This is a genomic window from Streptococcus sp. HMSC070B10, from assembly GCF_001808665.1.
Lineage (GTDB): Bacteria > Bacillota > Bacilli > Lactobacillales > Streptococcaceae > Streptococcus.
The window spans coordinates 1-1,758 of the sequence record NZ_KV794160.1 but is presented as its reverse complement, the minus strand read 5'-3'; the positions used below and the strand labels follow the sequence as shown (position 1 = coordinate 1,758).

General features: G+C 34.4%; 2 protein-coding genes. Both read right to left on the bottom strand.

The window, feature by feature from the left end; genetic code table 11:
- Nucleotides 1-407, bottom strand: a 407-nt coding sequence (locus HMPREF2613_RS04905; RefSeq protein ID WP_261673967.1) for an N-terminal phage integrase SAM-like domain-containing protein, incomplete at its 3' end; no start/stop codon positions are given.
- Between the two features lie 350 nt (nt 408-757).
- A complete protein-coding gene (locus HMPREF2613_RS04900) occupies nt 758-1,729 on the bottom strand; it encodes an Abi family protein (RefSeq protein ID WP_049540312.1) in 972 nt (323 codons plus the stop codon).
- Nucleotides 1,730-1,758 lie beyond the last annotated feature (29 nt).

Sequence of the window (1,758 nt, the reverse complement as noted above, 5' to 3'; positions counted from 1 at the left end):
TACCCCGTTCCGTCTTGATTGTACTCATCCGCCCACTTATTTACCTGAGTTTGGATAATAACAGGAGTAAGTTTATCTAGTTTGTAAGTACCAAATGAGGGCAAGAGGTAGTTATTTAAGCAACCTTTTATCTTAATCTGCGTATTAGTCTTTACGGTATGCTGGTAGGTTTGCCAAAACAAGTCCACAAGTTCGCTATAGGTTGTTATATGTGAGCGTTGTTTCCGGGTAGAGCCGTTTTTCTCAAATTCTACCTTGACCTGAGTGGCCTTATTTCTGAGTTCTTTCTTTGTTCGTGCTGATATGGTAGTCTTGACCTTCTTACCAGTTACAGAATCAATGCCAAGATAGATACTAGAGCGGTAGACTGCTGATCCGTCTTTTTTCGTGTGTTGTGTAATTTTCATGGTTTTAACTCCTTTTTCATCAGCAGGCAAGCAATTAGAAAAGGTTTTGAGTTTATACCATGCGAGGAGCTACGAGAACCCCTCTATTTTCGATTTTAAGAGGACGGACGGTAAAATTATACCAGAATAGAAAACGAGGTGAATATGGGGTTTGAAAAGATAGAAAAAAGTGTACCAACTAAAAAGCTGATACACTTATTTTCTTGTTGTAACCCTGACCTATATAGAGATACAGGTATAGAGCAGTGTAACCCATAGGGTTTCTTTTACGATTGGAAAATATGATATCACTTTTTAGAAATTTTTACAAGTGTTTCTAAAAAAAGTTTGAAACACATTGATATGTCTTGTTATTCCTTTAGTTCTTGCTTTAATTCATCTAAAGGATAGTTCATTTCATTTGCTAATAACTCTAAATCCTCTTTATAATTTTCACAATGTTTTTTTATAGAATATGAGATATAAACATCTAGATTTATTTTAGCCTTTTTATTGTCAAAATAATCTAATATTTTTGATAATGTATAAAGGTCGCTTTGCCCCAAACCTATACGATACTGAGCAGGTGTTATCTCTACTTTATTGTGAAAGGTGTTGTTATAGCGTATCTTATAGATAGTTGACTTAAAATTAAATATTCTTCCGCTATGAGCAGCTCTATTTCTGAAACTATTTACAACATCAAGAGTATCTTTAAAAAGGGATCTCAAATTGTCTGTTACATCTGAAATATCAATGCCGTAGCAAATTGAAATAACTTTATCCTTTTGAGGGCCTTTCAGGAGTTTGAAGATATATTTTAGGTTTCCGAAGGTGCTTTCCTTTAATAAAATCCAAGGCGGAATATGGCCGTGGTTAGTTCTATAATGATTTAAAGGCTCTATATTTCTGTTCTCAAGATGAAATAATTTGTTAAGAAGTATAGCTCGTTCATTAGTTGGCTGGCTGTCGCTCCAAATAGTATCTCCTTGTCGAAAATTTTTATAATATAAATACTGACGTTGTTCTACACCGAAGTCCTCAGCAAGTGTATAAGCTATAGCGGTTCTGAGTGATAATTCTATCTCTAGTGAAGCTTGAATAACACCATTTCGAATACTTTTATCGAGTTCATATAGAGCAGTCAAGTGTTCAAAAGTAGCACCTGGCTTATACTGTTCTCTCGTACTACTGTCTTCTAACAAGAACATTTTGTATCCATTTACTACTTCGTAGTAACCGTAGTTCATCAATACTCTTTTTGCTTTGTCTTCATCTAGAAAAAGTAGATTTCTAGATTTTAAGATATCTATTTGTTTTGTTTCATCTGCAAAAGGTTTCATCAATTCCTCTTTCTACAACGCAAAAGGGC